Annotated in this window: 2 protein-coding genes; one reads left to right on the top strand and one right to left on the bottom strand. The window is 67.0% G+C overall.

Translation table 11 applies throughout. The features are described 5' to 3' along the window. Positions 1 to 229: 229 nt before the first annotated feature. A complete protein-coding gene (locus VK92_RS38460; protein WP_021163796.1) occupies positions 230 to 874 on the bottom strand; it encodes an OmpA family protein in 645 nt (214 codons plus the stop codon). 348 nt (positions 875 to 1222) lie between these two features. Here VK92_RS38460 and VK92_RS38455 point away from each other — a divergent pair. Next, positions 1223 to 1967, top strand: a 745-nt coding sequence (locus tag VK92_RS38455; RefSeq protein WP_048468250.1) for a P-loop NTPase, incomplete at its 3' end; no start/stop codon positions are given.

Here is a 1967-nt window from a genome sequence, read left to right as displayed (position 1 = left end):
GCAGCACGAATTCCGCGGGCAAAAAAAACCGGGGCGGATACGGCCCCGGAGCAACAACGACAAGAGGAGAATGGTGACGCGCCGGCAACACCAGCCGCGTACCGTAAATACTGACCACGGCCTGCGACAGAAGTTCGAAAATTTTTTCGATTTGTTACCGGCTCCGCCGGAAGCCTTGTCCGGCGGGGCTGCGCGGGCGGCGGGCCCGCGCCTTCCCCTCGTCGTGCGCTTACTGCGCCTGTGCTGCGCGCAGGTAGATTTCGACGCGGCGGTTCTGTGCGCGGCCGGCTTCCGTCGCGTTGTCCGCGATCGGGTTCGACGGGCCCATGCCCTGTGCCGACAGGCGGCCGCCGGCGACGCCGCGCTGCACGAGCGCGTTCACGACGCTCTGCGCACGGTTCTGCGACAGCGTCTGGTTCAGCTGCTGCGAACCCGTGCTGTCCGTGTAGCCGACGATCGATGCCGTCACTTGCGGGTTCTGGTTCAGCGTCGTCGCCAGGTCGTTCAGCAGCGGCGTGAAGGCCGGCGTGATCGCGTACTGGTTCGTCGCGAACGTCACCGAGCTCGGCACGTTCAGCTTCAGCGAGCCGTCCGGCTGCTCGGTCACCTGCGTACCCGTCTTGGCTGCCGACGGCGCGAGCTTGTTCTTGATCGCCTGCCAGTTGTAACCCGTCACGCCGCCGACCAGTGCGCCGACGCCCGCGCCGATCGCCGCGCCCTTGCCGCCGCCCGCCAGCGCGCCGATGCCTGCGCCCAGCGCCGCACCCGTGCCGGTACCGACGGCCGTGTTGTTGCCTTGCTGCGTGGCGCAGCCTGCCAGCAGTGCGCCGGCCAATGCGAAGACGGACAGACGGGTCGCGATTTTCATGTTCATCTTGGATTCCTCTCTTGGTTGAACGAGTCGACAACGACGACAACAGTTACGGCTCCACGCGCGGGCCGCCCGAAAAAGGAGGGCAGGCCTGCGCCAGCGGCAGCCGCCGAGGTGGCCGCATGCCCTGTCCGTCAGCGTGGCTGTTCGGGCAGGGCGACGCGTCAGCCTCTACAATATAGGCGGTTGGCGGCCGATTTGGCCCCATAGCATGCCGCAGGCGAAGAGTGCGCCGGGTCGCGCGTTCGCGCAATGGCGTGCAACAGATTCTTTCACTTTTCCCGATTTTCGCAGCGTAATTTGATATTTTTTGACGTTTGCGCGCGAGAAAAACGTTTTCACGGAGTTTCGATGAGCATTGACCGGGCACAAGTCGACGCCGCTTTGGCGGCTGTCGTCGACCCCAATACCGGCCGTCCGTATGCGGCGAACAAGGGCGTGCGCAACGTCGCGATCGACGGCGACGTCGTGGCGCTCGACGTGGTGCTCGGTTATCCCGCGCGCAGCCAGCACGACGACGTGCGCGCACGCGTCACCGCGGCGCTCCAGGCCGTGCCCGGCGTGCGCGACGCGCGCGTCGCCGTGTCGCAGGAGATCGTCGCGCATACGGTGCAGCGTGGCGTGAAACTGCTGCCGAACGTGAAGAACATCGTGGCGGTCGCATCGGGCAAGGGCGGCGTCGGCAAGAGCACGACGGCCGTCAACCTCGCGCTCGCGCTCGCCGCCGAAGGCGCGTCGGTCGGCATCCTCGACGCCGACATCTACGGCCCGTCGCTGCCGACGATGCTCGGCATCCACGGCCAGCGCCCCGAGTCCCCCGACAACCAGTCGATGAACCCGCTCGTCGGCCACGGGCTGCAGGCGAACTCGATCGGCTTCCTGATCGAGGAAGACAACCCGATGGTATGGCGCGGCCCTATGGCGACCTCCGCGCTCGAGCAGTTGCTGCGCCAGACCAACTGGCGCGAGCTCGACTACCTGATCGTTGACATGCCGCCCGGCACGGGCGACATCCAGCTCACGCTCGCGCAGCGCGTGCCCGTCACGGGCGCGGTGATCGTCACGACGCCGCAGGACATCGCGCTGCTCGACGCGA

It is taken from the genome of Burkholderia sp. LK4 (genome assembly GCF_001043615.1).
Taxonomy (GTDB): domain Bacteria; phylum Pseudomonadota; class Gammaproteobacteria; order Burkholderiales; family Burkholderiaceae; genus Burkholderia; species Burkholderia cepacia.
Note: the sequence above shows the minus strand (reverse complement) of the source record. Positions and strands in the feature narration are given on the sequence as shown.

What these genes read in the sequence shown, in the direction of transcription:
- VK92_RS38460 (WP_021163796.1), bottom strand. Translation starts at nt 874, where the DNA reads ATGAACATGAAAATCGCGACCCGTCTGTCCGTCTTCGCATTGGCCGGC.